This is a genomic window from Hyphomicrobium sp. 01T421 (assembly GCF_056398805.1).
In genome coordinates, this window is the sequence record NZ_JBFTQC010000001.1 from 2,664,541 (window position 1) to 2,681,535 (window position 16,995).

A 16,995-nucleotide genomic window follows, 5' to 3' on the forward strand; every position below is an offset into this window, starting at 1 on the left:
GATCAGGGCTTTGCCGCCGGCTGCTCGGCCGGTTCGGGAACATGGATGCTATGGCCGGGCTCCAGCTTGCCGCCTTCGATCGAGGCCGGCACGTAAACGTCGCGCGGGCTGTTGTGAGACCGCGACGAGAATGCGATGAGCGTTCCGAGCATCAGCGCGGCACCGGCGACGAAAAGCCGGAGCAACGGCGCCCGGCTCACGATCGCCGACAGGCCCGCCCATTCGTCTTCCTTGAACGCGATCCACATGACGTAAACGAGCGTCGGCAACAGGAAGAAGAAAATGTTTTCGATGACGATCCGAGTCATATGCTGAAAAGTCTCCGATAGAGCGTGCGAATTATTCCAGCGGTCGCGCCCCAAATATAGCGTTCTTCGTAGGGCATTGCATAGAAACGGCGCTCGACGCCGCCGAAGACCCGACTGTGTATCTGATGATTGGCTTCGTTCATCAAAAAAGCGAATGGAACTTCAAAGACGGAGGCAACTTCCTTTGGATCCGGCGTTAGCTTGAAGCCGGGACGCACGAGGGCGACCGACGGCGTGATGATGTAGCCTGTGCCAGTGCGGTAAGGTGGCAGGAAGCCGACCGGCTCTATGAAGGCCTGATCCAAGGCGATCTCTTCCCGTGTTTCCCGCAGTGCAGCAGCGAGCGGACCAGCGTCGAAAGATTCCACCTTTCCGCCCGGAAAGGCGATTTGACCCGCGTGAGACGGCAAATGATCCGTTCTTGCGGTCAAGAGAACTGAAAGAGGTTGGCGCGCGACGATGGGCACCAACACCGCGGCGTGTCGCAGGCCCGCTGCACTGCGGCTGCTTCCCGGATTGAGATCATCGTCGCTTGGAGCTTGCGGTTCGTCTAGAAGCGGCGGGACCCTGAGGAGGCGAGATCGCGCCAATTCCTCGAATGTCGCCGCGTCGATGCCGGGTATGTTCATATCGGTCATAATGGGGGCGGAAAGTCGGTCCATTGCTCAACTCTAGCCGAAGTTGAAGGATGACACGATCCGATGGCCGGGCTCCAATGAATCACGGTACCTTCACTTCGTGATTCATGCCGCGTCTCGAGACCGGCAAAGTGGAGCTTGGCGTGGGTTATCAGAGGTCGACATTGCCGTTTCGTTCGCTCCTTCGTTGCCTGGGGTTCGCCATGGTGGCGCTCGGGACGATGTTCTTTACTCAATTGGCGAACGCGCAGGCATCGTCGACGGCCGATTTTCTTGCATCGCTTTCGGATCGTGAGGTCGAGCAGTTTCGCGAGTGGAAGGGCGCCCGGCGGGTTTTCGAAGCGCAGCTCGACGAGTATTGGGCAGCAGTGGATCAGAAGCGCCAGGGTCGCAAGCGGAAGCGGTCCGGGAAAATTCAGTTCGATACGAGCGATTACGTGATGAGCTTCCCGCCGAAGTACCAGGGCCCGTCCCTGTCCGGCGAGCTCGCTGCGAAATACGATCAATTTGTCGTTGCGCAGAAGCAGAACGATCCGACGCAGCCGAAAGAGCTTGCAACCATTCCGGATTACCTCGCCGCGGCGAAGAGCGCCTATAATTTCGAGCCGGAGCGCGTATCCGAGAAGGAATTCAAGCGCCGTTATGCGGCGGAAGCCGTCGCTCTCGGTCTTTCGAAGGAGCAGGTCGTCCGGATCTATGCGCTCGAGACGGGCGGCGTCGGCACCTACGATATGCAAGCCGGGATCCATCCGACGAAAAAGACGGGCCGACCCATCTCGAGCGCGCTCGGGTATGCGCAGCTTCTCGACGCCAATTCCGTCAACGAACTCGCGCGCAGCGGCGCGACCTTCATCGCGCGCATCAACGCGAAGCTGCGCGATCCGAGCAATTCGCCGGAGCGGACGGCGTTACTCAAGCGCAAGCTCGCCGTGCTCAAGAAGATGTACGCCAACGTCAAGCATCAGCCGTTCGAATGGGATGTGCAGCAGGCTTACGCAAAGACGCGTGAGGGCATGGGCATTCACACGCTCAATATCGACGGCGACATCGGACCGATGCTGCAGGCGATGAAGCTCAGGACGCTTCAGGACACCGCCGCGAAGCAGGGCCGATATACGCTTTCGGGCGCCGAAATGGAGTTGATGAATCTGGCCGGCCCGGTGACCGGGCTTGAAATGATGCAATCGCCGGGATCGGAAGCGCCGACAACGAACTTTTTTGCGCGGCGCGCCTACTACGTCAACAAGATGGTGATCGGGTTGACCGGATCGCAGCTGCAGGCCGAACTCGACCGGCGGATGACGTATGCAATCTCGTTGCCCGGGTCGATGGAATTCGCGGCCGCATTCGACAGCATCTCGTCAACGAGAGGCGCCGAGCGGTAGCCCGGCGCCTCGTTATCATGATCACATCTTATCGCGGCTTCAGGCGCCTGCGTTTTCGGGCGTGAGTGCCGGGTAGTCGGTGTAGCCCTTGGCGCCGCCGCCGTAGAACGTGGACGGGTCAGGTGGGTTCAGCGGCGCGTTCAGCTTGAACCGCTCGGGCAAATCCGGATTGGCGATGTACTGTTTGCCGAAGCCCACTGCATCGGCCGCGCCGGAATTGACGGCGGCCTCAGCCGATTCCTTGGTGAACTTCTCGTTGGCGATGAGCACGCCACCGAACGCCTTCTTGATTGCCGGGTTGATCGAGTCCGGTGCTTCATGTTCGCGCGTGAAGATGAAAGCGATTTTGCGCTTGCCGACTTCCCTCGCGACGTAGCTGAAGGTTGCGAGACGATTGCTGTCGCCCATCGTGTGTGAATCGGCGCGCGGCGCGAGATGGAGGCCGACGCGATCCGCGCCCCAGACTTCGATGCACGCGTCGACGACTTCGAGCATTAGACGCGCGCGGTTCTCAATGGGGCCGCCGTAAGCGTCGGTGCGAAGGTTGGTCGAGTCCTGCAGGAACTGATCGAGGAGATATCCGTTGGCGCCGTGAACTTCGACACCGTCGAAGCCTGCGCGCTTGGCGTTCTCGGCGCCGCGACGGTAGGCGGCGATGACGCCCGGGATTTCGCTCAGCTCGAGCGCCCTCGGTACGACGTAGTCGCGCATGGGGCGCACCAGGCTCACGTGGCCTTTCGCTGCGATGGCGCTTGGTGCGACGGGGATCTCGCCGTCGAGATAGATCGGATCGGAGATGCGGCCGACATGCCAGAGCTGCAGGAGAATGGTGCCGCCAGCGGCGTGCACGGCGTCGGTGATCTTTTTCCAGCCGGCGACCTGCTCATCCGACCAGATGCCCGGCGTGTCGGGATATCCAACGCCCATCGGGCAGACGGAGGTTGCTTCCGAAAGCATCAATCCGGCGGACGCGCGCTGCACATAATATTCGCGCATGAGGTCGTTCGGTACGCGTCCCGCGCTGGCGCGGCAACGAGTCAGCGGAGCCAGCACGACGCGATTCTTCATCAGGAACGCGCCAGCTTGGAGCGGATCGAATAATGATGCCATTTATGTTTCCTAGGGATTGGCTTCTGAAACTGCTACCCGGCAAGTGCTACCGGGGTAGCAAAGTTGCAAGGCAAGTGGCACCGCGTGCGCCAAAATGCTGCTCTGCATTATTGTTGGAGCGGCCGCGATAACCGCGGTGATGCACGATCGAGCGCTCAGGCGTTCTCAGTGTGGACTTCCTCGTCGCGGGCCGGCTCCTCATGTGCTGGCTCGTCACGTGCTGGCTCCTCACGGGTGGGGGAGACTGCCGCCACAAGAGTTGACGGCTCGTAAATGCGTTCATGAACGCGGCTGCCGTTCGCCTCGCGGATCGTTTGGCCAAGACGCTCGAGCGCGCTGTGGTGGATTGTCTCGTTCAACGAAATGAGGCCCTTGCCGAGCTTGCTCGTTCTCCAGTTTCTGAACGCGCGGCGACGCCGATGCGGGATGCCTCCGACATCCTGTCGCACAAGACGCAGATAGGGGACGCGACGGCTGAAGACGGAGCGCCACCCGGTGTCGCAGACGTGTTGAACGCCAAGGGTATCGGGGCGGCTCTCGCGGTCCAGCCTCGCGACATCAATCGCGAGGTCCGTCGTTGATTGAATTTTTTCGACCATCCAGTGAAGCGCGACGTCCGATAGCTCCGCTTCGGGCGAGCCGCCGCCGACATCGGCGTGCGTGCCGGGGAACCACGCCTGCTCGACGCGCTGGTGCGACGGCAGCATGACGTCATCGGGCAGCGTGAACATCGATGGGCGAAAGGCGCCGCGTGTTTCATCGATTGAAACGGCGTGGAGCGCGGCATCGATCGTATCGTGCCATCGGAGGTCGTGACGGCTGAACCGGCGTGCGAGCCAAGCCCATGGCCAATTCGGATTTCCAGCATGGCCGACGGTATCCCACGCACCGATGCAACGTATGCGGACCGGATAGTGGCACGCGGCGCTGAGTTCGGCGACGGCATCGAATTTGCGGCGACGCTCCGATTTGCGGTAGAGCCGCCACGCTTCATCGATTGGGAAATCGGCGTCTTTCCGGGCTATGCCGAAGAGGGCGATAAAGCTTGCGAGGCTGCGCGCTTCGTAAGCTCCGCGCGAGACGCCGAATAGGTAGATTTCGTCGCCCGGTTCGTAGGTGTTTCGAAGAAACTCATAGCCCGCCTTGATCCGCTCGCTGATTTGAAGGCCGGCCGCGGCCTTCAGCGACGCCCACCGCTTTTCTTCCGATGGCGCTTTGCCGACGACGAAGCGGACGAGTTGCCATACGCCGCGGTCGTCCGTCGGGAGAACAGCGCTGGCGAGCTTTGCAGCGTTGGTTTGCGGCGACGCTCCGCCCTCGTCGTCGTTCCACGTGCCATCCATGGAGCAGACGAGGCGTTTCATTTTGCCTTCCCCCCGGAGGCCGCGGGCCCGCGGAACTAACGCAACGGAACTAGAATTTCCCAGTCAATTAAGGCCACTTTACCACGGGCGGCATCGACGAGAGAATGCTTTCGACATTGCCGCCCGTCTTCAGGCCGAACATCGTGCCGCGATCGTAGAGAAGGTTATATTCGACATAGCGGCCGCGGCGAACCAATTGCTCTTCGCGCTGCTCGTCGGTGTAGGCCATCGAATAATTGCCTCTGACGAGCATCGGGTAGACGCTCGCGAAGGAGCGGCCGACATCCTGCGTGAAGGCAAAGGCTGCATCCCAGCCGCCTTCGGGGTCCGAGGGCGTCAGGTAGTCGTAGAAGATACCGCCGACGCCGCGCATTTCGTTTCGATGCGGCAGAAAGAAATAGTCATCGCACCATTTTTTGAACTTTGCATAGTCGGCAACCGGGTGGGCTGCGCAGGCGCCGTACATCGCCGCGTGAAATGCGAGCGTGTCGGCGTCGGATTGCGTGCGGCGCTTATCGAGAACGGGCGTCAGATCGGCGCCGCCGCCGAACCACCATTTCGACGTTGCGATCATGCGCGTGTTCATGTGAACTGCCGGCACGTTCGGGTTGCGCGGATGTGCGATCAGCGAAATTCCGGACGCCCAGAATTCGGGGCTCTCGTCGGCTCCCGGAATTTGCTTGCGGAACTCGGGCGCGAATTCGCCGTACACCGTCGATGTGTGGACGCCGACTTTTTCAAACACGCGGCCGTGCATCATGCTCATGACGCCGCCGCCGCCTTCCGCCCCTCTGTGGTCGTTGCGCGACCAAGGCGTGCGCGTGAATGTGCCCGGCGCTTCGCTCCCATGCGGAGCCGTATCCGGGAGGCTAGATTCGAGCTTCTCGTATGCCCCACAAATATCGTCGCGCAGCTTCTCGAACCAGGCGCGGGCGGCTGCTTGCTTTTGCCCCAGGGGCGTATCGGATGCGTTCATCTAGAATTGTGTACCGTGTCTTGTTTTTGACGGAAACGATCCTTAGCCCTAACAGGCATCCACGATCAACATCCGGTCGCTGTCGCCCGTCGGAACACCCGGCCCGCGGTCATGCGCCGCTTTTTTGCTTGCGATAGATAAATGCTCAGCCGCCTCATGACCTGGGGGGAGACCCGTATCAAGCCGTTCGACGAGCGCTCCATCGAGCGCCCGCCGGACAGTCTGTGGGCATTCTACTGGTTCTTCATCAAGCCTCTTTGGCCTTATTTCGTTCTTCTGCTGATTGCGGGCTGCCTTGGCTCGACGATCGAAGTGGCGCTGATGGGGTTCGTCGGCACGATCGTCGACAAGATGCGCACCGAGACCGATCCAGCGAACTTCGTTTCGACGCACGCAACGATGCTGACCTTGATGGCTTTCGTTGCGCTCATTCTGAGGCCGGTCGTGTCGGCTGCGCACGATTTCGTAAAAAATCAGATGCTTTCGGCCGGTTGCACCTCGCGCATTCGCTGGCAAACGCACCGCTACGTGATGCGGCAGAGCCTCGGCTTCTTTCAGAACGATTTCGCGGGCCGCGTCGCCAATAAGATCATGCAGACGGGAACGTCGCTGCGTGAAAGCGTGGTGCAACTCATCGACGCCCTCTGGTACGCGAGCGTGCAGTTCGTCGGATCGGCACTGCTTTTTGCGGCGTCCGATTGGCGGCTGACGATTCCGCTCCTCATTTGGCTCGTGGGTTACATCGTTGCGCTGCGTTACTTCGTGCCGCGCATCAAGCAGCGCTCGACGGAAGCATCCGAAGCGCGCTCGATGCTCGTCGGCCGCATCGTCGACAGCTACACGAACATCATGACCGTGAAGCTTTTCGCCCACGCGGAGCGCGAGGATACCTACGCGCGCGAGGCGCTGACGGAGCAGATGCAGAAGTGGCAGGCTTCGCTGCGGCTCATCACAGCCATGGAGATCGTGCTCTATATTCTGAACGGCATCCTGCTTGTTGCGACGACCGGAACGGCGATCTGGCTGTGGACGCTGCAGTACGTCTCCGTCGGCGATATCGCCGTCGTCAGCGGTCTCGTCATTCGCATCGTGACGATGTCGGGATGGGTGATGTGGACAATCGCGGACGTGTTTGAAAACATCGGCGTCGTCCACGAGGGCATGGAGACGATCTCGCGGCCGAACCTTTTGCTCGACAAGCCGGACGCGAAGCCACTCAGCGTGCCGCGCGGAGAGATCCGCTTCGATCACATTCATTTCCATTACGGCGCCGGCCGCGCGGCTTCGGATGATGCGCCGCCGCGTGTGATTGAATCGCTCTCGCTGGCCATTCGTCCCGGTGAGAAAGTCGGTCTGGTCGGCCGCTCCGGGGCCGGCAAGTCGACGCTCGTCAATCTGCTGCTGCGCTTCTACGATCTCGAAGGCGGCCGCATTCTGATCGACGGGAAGGATATCGCGGACGTGACGCAGGACAGCCTGCGCGCCGAGATCGGAATGGTGACGCAGGATACGTCGCTACTTCATCGTTCGGTCCGGGATAACATTCTCTACGGCCGCTTGGATGCGAGCGAAGCGGACGTCATCGCGGCGGCGCGACGGGCCGAGGCGCACGAGTTCATTCTCGGCCTCGAGGATCTGAAGGGCCGTCGCGGATACGATGCGCATGTCGGCGAACGGGGCGTGAAGCTTTCGGGCGGGCAGCGTCAGCGCATAGCAATCGCCCGCGTTTTGCTGAAGAACGCGCCCATTCTCGTTCTCGACGAGGCGACGAGCGCGCTCGATTCCGAAGTCGAATCCGAAATCCAGTCGAGCTTCGAAACGCTGATGCGCGGCAAGACGGTGATCGCCATCGCGCACCGGCTCTCGACGATTGCGGCCATGGATCGCCTCGTCGTCATGGACGAGGGGCGGATCATCGAAGAGGGCAAGCACGAGGAACTTCTGAAGCGCGGCGGGCTCTACGCGCAATTCTGGAGTCGCCAATCCGGCGGGTTCCTGGCGCGAGAGGCTGCCGAATAGGCGGCCTATCGCACTATCGCTTTTTCTGCACTCGGCGACTCCCTGTCTGGAGATGTTTCGCGAGGGACGGCGATTTATTCGTGACGAAGGCTGAAAGCTCGGCCGCTGCGTGACGAAGGTTGAAGAAGCGCGGCACCTCGGCCTTGTAATCGAGGTAGCTCAGGCCGTAACGCGTCTCGAGCCAGGGTTCTTCCGCCCTCGCCATCATCGCGTAGACGAGGACGAGCGAACCGGCGAGCAGGGTTGCATCCCAAGCCGCGGCTGCGATCCCAAGCGTCGCGAAGGCGGCGATGGCGGTGGCATACTGCGGGTTGCGGGTCCACCGGTAAACGCCTCCGGTCGCCAAGCCACTCGCCTGGCAGTAGGTCGCCTTCCGGCCAAGCGACCACAGCGCATAGGCATACGCCAGCCCTGAGATCAGCGAGACGGCCGCGCATGCGATCCGAAGCGGTAGGGCGGCGCCGTCGAGCGTCGTCAGGAACCGCTCGATCCCTAGGACCAAGACAACGACGTTCAACGTGCGGAAAAGAGTCCAGAAGCCGAAGCTTTTAAGGGAGCCGACGGGCGGCGCGGGCCATATCCGCCACTCGACGTTCAACTGGCCGATGACGAGGCCCGCGATCAACAACAGCGCCGATGCGGCGCCGGCGATTTCCAGAATCTGTTCGATCGACATCGGGCGCTTGCTGATCGCGTAGGTGATGCGATCGGCATGCCGCTGTCACGTGTCACGCGTACGACAGCGACGAGTCAGGTGTGAGGATAACCGCCGGTCTGGCGGAGCGCTTCGCCGAGAACGATGGCAGCCGCAACGGCGACGTTCAGCGATCTCAGTCCCGGCCGCATCGGGATCGTGATGCGTGCGTCGACCCGGTCATGAACGGCATCGGGCACGCCGGCGCTCTCGCGGCCGAGCATCAACGTATCGTCCGGCGCGAAGCTGAAGTCGCAATGGGGTGTCGCTGCTTTCGTCGTCAGGAGGACGAGGCGACCCGGCGAGGTTGTGGCGGCGGCCCTTTGCTCCATGAAGGTTTCGTAACCCGCATGCCGGGTCAGCTCGACGTGGGGCAGATAATCGAGGGCGGCGCGTTTGAGGGCGCGGTCGCTCATGTCGAATCCGGCGGGTCCGATGACGTCGACGGGGATGCCAAAACAGGCACAGAGGCGCAGAATCGTCCCCGTGTTTTGGGCAATGTCTGGCTGGTAAAGAGCGAGTCTCATGGTCGGCGCGACCTGCGATTGCAGCCTCTCGAATGTCCAGTTCGAAATATGTGCCAAATTGCCTCTCGCATTTTGTCGCGTTCATATTGATAGCGAGGTCAAACGCTGTCAGAACGATCATCAGGGAAGTGAAACGAACAAACTAGAGCACTAAAAAAAAGGCAAAGACGGCGGGGCCATCTCGCGCGATCGAAAGCCATCACAGCGTCTCTGGTTTCCAATGCGAGAGGCATCCGTGACTACTGAAGCACTAGAACCGAACCGCCGGGATTTTCTGGTGGTGGCCGGGAACGCGTTCGTTGCTGTCGGCGCGGCGTCACTACTTTGGCCCTTCATTCAACAGATGAATCCCGACGCGAGCACCATGGCGCTCTCGTCGGTCGAGGTCGATCTGTCGCCGGTCAAGGAAGGTCAGGCCATCACCGCGATGTGGCGCGGCAAGCCGATCTTCATCCGCAACCGGACGAAATCCGAAGTCGAGGCGGCGGAGAACGTCGACGTCAAGACGCTGCCGGACGACAACGCGCGTAACGAAAACCTGCCGGGTGACGAGCCTGGGAGCGACGCCAATCGCACCATCAAGGGCCATGAGAACTGGATCGTGCTCATCGGTATCTGCACGCATCTCGGGTGCATTCCGAAGGGCCAGGTCATGGGGGACGAGCGCGGCGAGTACGGCGGTTGGTTCTGCCCCTGCCACGGCTCCGTATACGATACCTCCGGACGCATTCGAAAAGGTCCTGCACCGCGAAATCTCGAGGTGCCGACCTATGCGTTCACGACTGATACAAAAATAAAGATCGGTTAGGGGGAAAGCGGACATGGGAGGTCACACTTCGAATTACGTGCCGACGTCGCGCTGGGGAAAATGGCTTGATGAGCGGTTGCCCATCGCCCGGTTGATGCAAAGCTCGTTCGTCGATTATCCGACGCCGCGCAACTTGAACTATCTCTGGACGTTCGGCGGGATACTGACGGTTTGCCTTTTGGCGCAGATCGTAACGGGCGTCGTTCTCGCGATGCATTACCAGCCGAGCGATGCCGGCGCGTTCAATTCCATCGAGCACATTCGGCGCGACGTGAACTACGGCTGGATGCTGCGCAACCTGCACTCCGTCGGCGCGTCGATGTTCTTTCTCGCCGTCTACATCCATATCTTCCGCGGGTTCTACTACGGTTCATACAAGGCGCCGCGCGAGGTTCTTTGGATCTTGGGCGTCATCATCATGCTGTTGATGATGGCAACGGCGTTCATGGGCTACACGCTTCCGTGGGGCCAGATGAGCTTCTGGGGCGTGACGGTCATCACCAATCTCTTTTCCGCGCTCGATACGATCTACAACGGGTTGGGAACGGCGATCGTCGAATGGCTGTGGGGCGGGTATGCGGTCTCGGGCGTAACGCTCAATCGCTTCTTCGCGCTGCATTACCTTCTGCCATTCGTGTTGACCGGGGTCGTCGGCCTCCATATCTGGGCGCTGCACGTCGTTGGTCAAAACAATCCGACCGGGCTCGATATCAAGCAGCCGTCCGATACCGTGCCGATGCATCCTTATGCGACGGCGAAGGACTCGGTCGGGCTCTTCGCGTTCCTCATTCTCTTCGCGTGGTTCGCATTCTTCGTGCCGGACTACCTCGGGCATGCGGACAACTACGTCGAAGCCAATCCGCTGGTGACGCCGCCGCATATCGTGCCCGAATGGTATTTCCTGCCGTTCTACGCGATCCTCCGGGCCTTCACGAGCTCGTTCCTCGGCATTCCGCTTGGGCAATATGCGAAGCTTTGCGGCGTCGTGGCGATGTTCTCCGCCGTGGTCCTCATCGCGTTCGCTCCCTGGCTCGATACGTCGCGAGTGCGTTCGACGAAGTACCGGCCGATCTTCAAATGGTTCTTCTGGTTCTTCCTCTTCACCTGCGTGGCGCTGGGCTATCTCGGTTCCAAGCCGGCCGAGGGGATTTACGTCATCGCGTCGCAGATCTTCACGCTCTGCTACTTCCTGTTCTTCCTCGCGGTGATGCCGATCGTGGGCCTCATCGAAACGCCAAGCCGGTTGCCACGCTCAATTACCGACGACGTCTTGAGTAAGGGCGGGACCGGGTTGTCAACGGGAGCGACTGCTGCTCCTGAATCGCGCTGAGGGGGAGAGAACACATGAAAAAGCATCTTTCTCTCACTCTGCTGTCCATGGTTGCGGCAACCGTTGCCATGGGTAGCCTGTCGGCCGAAGAAGCTGCTCATCAGGAGATCGAGCGGCAGAAATGGTCGTTCAGCGGGTTCACCGGTCAGTTCGACAAGGCGCAACTTCAGCGCGGCTTTCAGGTCTACAAGGACGTCTGCTCGGCGTGCCACGGCCTGAAGCGGGTGGCGTTCCGCAACCTGGTGCAGCCGGGCGGTCCGGAATTTCCGGCAGATGCGGTGAAGGAACTTGCCGCTTCTTGGCCGAACCAGATCACCGACGGTCCGAACGACGAAGGCAAGATGTTCGAACGGCCGCCGTTGCTGTCCGATCCGATCCGCGGGCCCTATCACAACGACAACGAAGCGCGGGCGTCGCAGAACGGCGCGTTACCGCCCGATCTCTCGCTCATGGCCAGGGCTCGCGACAGCCATCGGGAAGCGAGCTGGTACATCCATCCGTTCCTGATGCTTGGCGACATCGTCAACGCGTATCAGGAAGGTGGCGCGAACTATATCTACGCGCTGCTGACCGACTATGCGGATCCGCCGGCCGACTTCCACCTGACGGACGGGAAATTCTACAACAAGGCGTTTCCCGGCCATCAGATCGCCATGCCGCCGCCGCTGTCGGATGGCGTCGTCGCCTACCAGGACGGCACGCCATCGACGGTCGACCATTACGCTCGTGACGTTGCCGCATTTATGTCATGGGCGGCCGATCCGTCGCTCGATCAGCGCAAGCGCATCGGATGGCAGGTCATCCTGTATCTGATCGTCACGACGGGGCTGCTCTATCTCGGCAAGAAGCGGATCTGGAAGAACATCAAGCACTGACCGCTTTCGTGTGACAGGTTCCGGTCATCGGCCCCGCGCCGATTTGCAAACTGATAAAAAGCCTCGCTCGCGGGGCTTTTTTCCGTTTATTTGTCGGCGTGATCGGGGACAGGGGAGCGAACGGGCATGACGACTTCGGTTCTGGGTATTGTCGGCGGTAGCGGTTTTTATCATCTGCCTGCTCTCGCTAACCCCGAATGGAAAACCATCGAAAGCCCGTGGGGGGCGCCTTCGGATGACGTTCTTTTTGCGGACATCGACGGTCTTCCCATCCGCTTTCTGCCGCGCCACGGGCGGGGTCATAAATTATCGCCGGGCGGCATCAATTACCGGGCGAACATCGATGTCCTGAAGCGGGCGGGCGTGACCGATCTCGTTTCCGTTTCGGCGTGCGGTTCACTCAAGAAGAAATACAAGCCGGGCGACTTCGTACTTCCCGATCAGTTCATCGACCGGACGTTCGCGCGCGAAAAATCATTCTTCGGTAACGGCTGCGTCGCGCATGTCGCGATGGGCGATCCGATCAGCCCGCTCTTGTTCAAGGCGCTCGAAAAGGCGGCGAAGACGGAAGAGATCGACGTGCATCGGGGCGGCGTCTATCTCGCGATGGAAGGCCCGCAGTTCTCGACGCGCGCCGAGAGCAATCTCTACCGCTCCTGGGACTGCGATGTCATCGGCATGACCAACATGCCGGAAGCCAAGCTCGCTCGCGAGGCCGAGATTTGTTACGCGAGCGTTGCGATGGTCACCGATTACGACTGCTGGCACGATGATCATGGCGATGTCGATGTGGCCGCGATCCTCGAAGTGATGAAGGACAATACGGAAAAGGCGCAGAGGCTCGTTGCACGGCTGGCGCGCGATTTTCCGCGCGAACACCCGGCTTGCCCGATCGGCTCGGACCGGTCGCTCGAGGTTGCGATCATCACGCCGCCAGAGGCCCGCGATCCAGAGCTGATGAAGAAGCTCGACGCGATCGCGGGACGCGTTCTTTTCTGAGGCTCGTCTGAGGCTGGCGTTCGCTCAATTCGGGAAGCTGATCAGGATCTTCATCTTGATCAGCGCCGGGAAGAGCGCTTCCAAAGCTGCGCCCATTACCCACAGGATCGCGCCGAGCAGTAACAGCGCCGGGATGCTTGCGATCACCGCCTTCAGAAAGAAGGTGACGAGATCGACGAACGGGACGTCGAAGCGGCGGACCGAAGCCGAAACGAGTTGCTCGTCGTCGGCTGCGTCGAGTTCGCCCGAGGCATAGGCGTCCGGCCGAGGACGCGCGCGGCGGTCCGCAGTTCCCATCGGCAGGGTCGGCGCGGCGGCGCGCTCCTGCTCAGCGCGTTCGCGCGCCTCGCGGGCGCGGGCTTCCTTTTCGCGACGGAACGTTCGGGGCAGGTCTTCCTGGTCATCCAAAATCGGGTCGAACTCGGGACCGGTTATTGCGGATGCGGACGGGCCTTGGGCTGCCATCACGAAGTCCTTCAAGCAAGTGTCATAAGCCCGTGCCGAATCATTCAGCACAGCTTCGTTGCTCTAATGCTACCTAGACGCGAGAGATATTGCTATTTTGCGCCGTCAATTTGGCGGGAGTGAGCCACGTGAAGAACTTCGACGACCTTAAAGACCTTATTCGAACGATCCCCGATTATCCCAAGCCCGGCATCATGTTCCGGGACATCACCACGCTGCTGGCCGATCCCATCGGGCTCAAAAAGGCCATCAAAGGGATGGCGAAACCGTTCGAGGATGGCAAAGTCGATGCGGTCGCCGGCATCGAAGCGCGGGGTTTTATCCTGGGCGGCGCCATCGCCGACCGTCTCGAATGCGGGTTCATTCCGATCCGTAAGAAGGGCAAGCTGCCATGGAAGACGATCGGGCAGGAGTACACGCTCGAGTACGGCGTCGACGTGATCGAGATTCATGAGGATGCCGTCGAACCGGGTTCGCGCGTGCTCATCGTCGACGATCTGATTGCGACGGGGGGAACGGCAGAAGCCGCCGTGAAGCTCATTCGGCGTTCGGGCGGAAATGTCGTCGGCGCGACATTCATCGTCGACCTTCCCGATCTCGGCGGCATGCAGCGTCTCGAAGCCCTTGGCATTCCCCGCCACGCGCTCGTCGCGTTCGGCGGGCACTAGGTCGTCACCTTGGACCTGCCGAACGAACATATGGCCGATGCGCTCGATCGCATCGCCCGTTGGCGGGCGGATCCCGACGCGGTCCAGGAATGCCCGGTGTGCGGAGCGCCGGGCGTCGAGATAATCGACCGCTCGGCGCGTCCATACTCGGAATGGTACGTGCTAAAGTGTGCAGCGTGCGGCCTCGACGCTTCGCTTCACATTCCGCTACCAGGTCCTGCTACATATTGAGCATGGTGAACGATGCGCCCGAGATTGTTCTTTTGCCGGGTCTTGATGGAACGGGAGACCTGTTCGATCGGGTGGCTCCGCATCTTGCCCGGGAGTTCAAGGTCAACGTCGTTCGCTATCCGCAGGACCCGACGCTCGGGTATGCGGGATATGTAGAGCTCGTGCGCCATGAGATCGGCAGCAGGCCCGTCTATGTGCTTGGCGAATCCTTCTCGGGGCCGGTTGCGGTTCTTGTTGCGTCGCAGCTTCGGGATCAGGTGCGGGGGATCGTGCTCGCCGCTACATTCATCAAGAACCCTTGGCCGCAGTGGTTCATGCGTAGGGCCGCACGCGTCGATCCTAGCGCGACGCCCCGCAATATTYGGGATGCCATGCTCATGGGGCCCTTCAGCGATCAGGAGCTTCGCGACAAGGTCGAGGACATCGTTCGCGCGTTGTCGCGTCCGGTGCGGGCAGCCCGGCTTCGGGCGGCGGCGGAGGTGGATGTCAGACAGGACTTTATGAGGCTCCAGTGTCCGGTCCTCGCACTGCACGGGCGCTCCGATTGGCTGGTGCGGAAAGCACCCATGCAGAAGGCTATCGGCGAAAAGGGGAGGGCGCGCATGATCGTCTTCCCGGCGGCACATATGCTACTTCAGACGCGGCCGGCGGAAACCGCGACCGAAATCATCGAATTCACGCGATCGTCTGCGGAGGAAAATTATGAAGCTTGATGGGGTCGCCTCGCGCACGATCTGGCTCGAACGCGACGGCTGGTCGGTCGGTATTATCGATCAGACGGTGCTGCCGCATAGGCTCGTGCGATTGACGCTCAAGACCGTCGAGGACGCGGCGCACGCTATCAAATCGATGCAGGTTCGTGGTGCGCCGCTGATCGGCGTGACCGCTGCCTACGGCGTGGCGCTGGCGATGCGTGCCGACGCTTCGGATGCGGGCCTCGATCACGCGGTCAAGTTTCTCGGCGAACAACGTCCGACGGCCGTCAATCTGCGCTGGGCGCTCGAGGATCTTCGCGCGACGCTCGCGCCCCTTTCGGCCGATGTCCGAGCGGCTGCCGCCTACGACCGTGCGGCGAAACTGGCGGAAGACGATGTTGAGACGTGCCGCCAGATCGGGGTCAACGGGCTTCGCCTCATTGCAGACATCGCCGGGAAGAAAGGCGGCCGGCCGGTCAACATTCTCACGCACTGCAATGCCGGCTGGCTTGCGTGTGTCGACTGGGGAACGGCGACATCGCCGATCTATCAGGCGCATGATGCGGGCATAAATGTTCACGTCTGGGTCGACGAGACGCGGCCGCGCAATCAGGGTGCAGCGTTGACGGCGTTCGAGCTTCTTCAGCACGGCGTTCCGCACAGCCTCATTGCCGACAATGCGGGCGGCCACTTCATGCAGCGCGGCGATGTCGATCTCGTCATCGTCGGGACGGACCGCGTGACGGCGAACGGCGATGTCGCGAACAAGATCGGCACGTATCTGAAGGCGCTGGCGGCGAAAGATACCGGTGTTCCGTTCTATGTCGCTCTTCCCTATTCCACGATCGATTGGCGTACGGACAGGGGCGCGGACATTCCCATCGAAGAGCGGAGCGAGGACGAGGTGCTGCGCGTGCAGGGCATGCTTGCCAATGGCGACGTCGGGTCGGTTCTGATCGCGGCGGAGGGAACGCAGGCGCGCAATCCCGCCTTCGACGTGACGCCTTCGAGGCTCGTTACCGGCTTCATAACGGAGCGTGGCATTTGCGCGGCCTCGCGCGAGGGGCTCAAATCGCTTTATCCCGAAAAGACGAGCGCGGCGGCGTGATGAGCGAGAAACGCGACAGCGAAAAGGCATTGCGGAAAGAGATTATTGCGACGGCTCGCTCGATGAGCCGCTCGGGTCTCACGCCCGGCCGATCAGGCAACGTTTCTTGCCGTTTCAAGGGTGGCATGCTGATCACGCCGTCCGGGAAACGCTACGAGGAGACCGAGCCGGAAGACGTCGTCTTCGTCGCGGCAGATGGGAGCGTTCCCAAAGGGCAATCGAAGCCCTCGACCGAATGGCATTTTCATCTCGCAGCCTACGGAGCACGTCCGGATAGGAACGCCGTCGTTCATACCCACTCGACGCACGCGACCGTGTTGGCATGCGCGCGCAAACCAATTCCGGCGTTCCACTACATGGTGGCTGTCGCCGGCGGAAAAGACATCCCGTGCGTGCCATACGCGACATTCGGTACGGAAGAACTTGCGCGGCATGTCGTTGCAGGGCTGAAGGAGCGAGACGCCTGCCTTATGGCAAATCACGGCCAAATCGCGCTTGGCAAATCGCTTAGTTACGCGCTCGAACTTGCCATTGAAGTGGAAGTCTTGGCGGAGCACTATTACAAAGTACTAAGCATCGGTGAGAGCCATGTGCTCGATGACGCCGAGATGCGCAGAATAGTCGATAAATTCAAGGGATATGGCCAAAACGCCGATCCAGATCAGACTGACGGTTCAGTTTAGAGAACCGGCTTGAGTTCGACTTCGATAAGATTGCCTTATAAGTTTTTCCTATAAAAAAGATTGGTCTCTTAAGTTTTTCTGATCTAGGTCCATTTCGGTATTTCCAGAAGGA

18 protein-coding genes are annotated in these 16,995 nt (G+C 60.9%); 10 read left to right on the top strand and 8 right to left on the bottom strand.

The window, feature by feature from the left end; translation table 11 throughout:
- Positions 1-2 precede the first annotated feature (2 nt).
- Together AC1DK3_RS12320 and AC1DK3_RS12325 are read right to left on the bottom strand one after the other, a co-directional pair.
- Positions 3-308 (bottom strand): DUF6111 family protein, encoded by a 306-nt coding sequence (locus tag AC1DK3_RS12320; RefSeq protein ID WP_477192480.1) that lies wholly within the window; start codon positions 306-308, stop codon positions 3-5.
- Entirely contained in the window at positions 305-970 is a 666-nt protein-coding gene (locus AC1DK3_RS12325; protein WP_477192481.1) for a CoA pyrophosphatase, read from the bottom strand. Before AC1DK3_RS12325 ends, AC1DK3_RS12320 begins: the two co-directional genes overlap by 4 nt.
- A 179-nt stretch (positions 971-1,149) precedes the next feature.
- Here AC1DK3_RS12325 and AC1DK3_RS12330 point away from each other — a divergent pair, with 179 nt between their 5' ends.
- On the top strand, positions 1,150-2,331 hold the full coding sequence (locus tag AC1DK3_RS12330) for a hypothetical protein (RefSeq protein ID WP_477192482.1): 1,182 nt from the start codon (positions 1,150-1,152) through the stop codon (positions 2,329-2,331).
- A gap of 39 nt (positions 2,332-2,370) precedes the next feature.
- On the opposite strand, the gene AC1DK3_RS12335 is transcribed toward AC1DK3_RS12330, so the two are convergent.
- From AC1DK3_RS12335 to hemF, 3 genes are all read right to left on the bottom strand, one after another.
- Positions 2,371-3,441 carry an alkene reductase gene (locus AC1DK3_RS12335; protein ID WP_477192483.1) on the bottom strand — a complete coding sequence of 357 codons (1,071 nt, stop codon included), beginning with the start codon at positions 3,439-3,441 and terminating at the stop codon, positions 2,371-2,373.
- 155 nt (positions 3,442-3,596) lie between these two features.
- A complete protein-coding gene (locus AC1DK3_RS12340; protein ID WP_477192484.1) occupies positions 3,597-4,805 on the bottom strand; it encodes a DUF2235 domain-containing protein in 1,209 nt (402 codons plus the stop codon).
- A gap of 67 nt (positions 4,806-4,872) precedes the next feature.
- Positions 4,873-5,781, bottom strand: a complete 909-nt coding sequence (gene hemF, locus AC1DK3_RS12345; protein WP_477192485.1) for an oxygen-dependent coproporphyrinogen oxidase — start codon at positions 5,779-5,781, stop codon at positions 4,873-4,875.
- 141 nt (positions 5,782-5,922) lie between these two features.
- Here hemF and AC1DK3_RS12350 point away from each other — a divergent pair, with 141 nt between their 5' ends.
- Complete coding sequence (locus tag AC1DK3_RS12350) at positions 5,923-7,800, top strand: ABC transporter ATP-binding protein (RefSeq protein ID WP_477192486.1); 1,878 nt, start codon at positions 5,923-5,925, stop codon at positions 7,798-7,800.
- 13 nt (positions 7,801-7,813) lie between these two features.
- On the opposite strand, the gene AC1DK3_RS12355 is transcribed toward AC1DK3_RS12350, so the two are convergent.
- Both AC1DK3_RS12355 and AC1DK3_RS12360 read right to left on the bottom strand, forming a co-directional pair.
- The gene (locus AC1DK3_RS12355) at positions 7,814-8,476 is read right to left on the bottom strand and encodes a methyltransferase family protein (protein WP_477192487.1); all 663 of its coding nucleotides are present in this window, start codon (positions 8,474-8,476) and stop codon (positions 7,814-7,816) included.
- Positions 8,477-8,550: 74 nt separating this feature from the next.
- On the bottom strand, positions 8,551-9,021 hold the full coding sequence (locus tag AC1DK3_RS12360) for a tRNA (cytidine(34)-2'-O)-methyltransferase (protein ID WP_477192488.1): 471 nt from the start codon (positions 9,019-9,021) through the stop codon (positions 8,551-8,553).
- Positions 9,022-9,241: 220 nt separating this feature from the next.
- Between AC1DK3_RS12360 and petA the strand changes: the two genes are divergently transcribed.
- The 4 genes from petA (at position 9,242) to AC1DK3_RS12380 (ending at position 13,033) form a co-directional block, all read left to right on the top strand.
- Positions 9,242-9,829, top strand: coding sequence for a ubiquinol-cytochrome c reductase iron-sulfur subunit (petA, locus tag AC1DK3_RS12365; protein ID WP_477192489.1), 588 nt, complete (start codon positions 9,242-9,244; stop codon positions 9,827-9,829).
- A gap of 13 nt (positions 9,830-9,842) precedes the next feature.
- Complete coding sequence (locus AC1DK3_RS12370) at positions 9,843-11,159, top strand: cytochrome b (protein ID WP_477192490.1); 1,317 nt, start codon at positions 9,843-9,845, stop codon at positions 11,157-11,159.
- Between the two features lie 14 nt (positions 11,160-11,173).
- Positions 11,174-12,034 (top strand): cytochrome c1, encoded by an 861-nt coding sequence (locus AC1DK3_RS12375; RefSeq protein WP_477192491.1) that lies wholly within the window; start codon positions 11,174-11,176, stop codon positions 12,032-12,034.
- Between the two features lie 126 nt (positions 12,035-12,160).
- Positions 12,161-13,033, top strand: a complete 873-nt coding sequence (locus tag AC1DK3_RS12380) for an S-methyl-5'-thioadenosine phosphorylase (protein WP_477192492.1) — start codon at positions 12,161-12,163, stop codon at positions 13,031-13,033.
- 24 nt (positions 13,034-13,057) lie between these two features.
- On the opposite strand, the gene AC1DK3_RS12385 is transcribed toward AC1DK3_RS12380, so the two are convergent.
- Positions 13,058-13,441 carry a hypothetical protein gene (locus AC1DK3_RS12385; RefSeq protein WP_477192493.1) on the bottom strand — a complete coding sequence of 128 codons (384 nt, stop codon included), beginning with the start codon at positions 13,439-13,441 and terminating at the stop codon, positions 13,058-13,060.
- A 185-nt stretch (positions 13,442-13,626) separates the two neighbouring features.
- On the opposite strand from AC1DK3_RS12385, the gene AC1DK3_RS12390 reads away from it, so the two are divergent.
- The 4 genes from AC1DK3_RS12390 (at position 13,627) to AC1DK3_RS12405 (ending at position 16,883) form a co-directional block, all read left to right on the top strand.
- Positions 13,627-14,166, top strand: a complete 540-nt coding sequence (locus AC1DK3_RS12390) for an adenine phosphoribosyltransferase (RefSeq protein WP_477192494.1) — start codon at positions 13,627-13,629, stop codon at positions 14,164-14,166.
- A 233-nt stretch (positions 14,167-14,399) separates the two neighbouring features.
- On the top strand, positions 14,400-15,110 hold the full coding sequence (locus AC1DK3_RS12395; protein ID WP_477192495.1) for an alpha/beta fold hydrolase: 711 nt from the start codon (positions 14,400-14,402) through the stop codon (positions 15,108-15,110).
- Positions 15,100-16,200: an S-methyl-5-thioribose-1-phosphate isomerase gene (mtnA, locus tag AC1DK3_RS12400; protein WP_477192496.1), complete on the top strand. Its 1,101-nt coding sequence runs from the start codon at positions 15,100-15,102 to the stop codon at positions 16,198-16,200. Before AC1DK3_RS12395 ends, mtnA begins: the two co-directional genes overlap by 11 nt.
- A complete protein-coding gene (locus AC1DK3_RS12405) occupies positions 16,200-16,883 on the top strand; it encodes a class II aldolase/adducin family protein (RefSeq protein WP_477192497.1) in 684 nt (227 codons plus the stop codon). Before mtnA ends, AC1DK3_RS12405 begins: the two co-directional genes overlap by 1 nt.
- Positions 16,884-16,995: the final 112 nt, after the last annotated feature.